Raw genomic sequence first — 279 nt, 5'->3', positions numbered from 1 at the left:
GTTCTCATTTAGGAAAAAAACTCAATCAATCCCAAGATTTAAATATGTTTCGGGTATGGCGTTAATAATATCGGAGGCAATCATTCCCCTTCTCTTATTTTTGGAAGCCAATTCCCCTGCAAGTCCATGATGGTAAACTCCGCAAATCGCTGCTTGAAACGGGCTATATCTTTGACCCAGAAAAGAGGTAATCATCCCTGTGAGGACATCTCCTGATCCCGCTGTGGCCATATATTTGGTTCCGGTAGAATTAAAATACTGAATACCATCAGGACAAGA

General features: G+C 41.2%; 1 protein-coding gene. It reads right to left on the bottom strand.

Features of this window, described 5'->3' with window-relative positions; translation table 11 throughout:
• Window positions 1–21 precede the first annotated feature (21 nt).
• The coding region (locus DNI29_RS23940; protein WP_317048766.1) for an ADP-dependent NAD(P)H-hydrate dehydratase at window positions 22–279 on the bottom strand (258 nt) is incomplete at its 5' end.

This window comes from Hymenobacter sediminis, assembly GCF_003231285.1.
Lineage (GTDB): Bacteria > Bacteroidota > Bacteroidia > Cytophagales > Hymenobacteraceae > Hymenobacter > Hymenobacter sediminis.
Note: the sequence above shows the minus strand (reverse complement) of the source record. Positions and strands in the feature narration are given on the sequence as shown.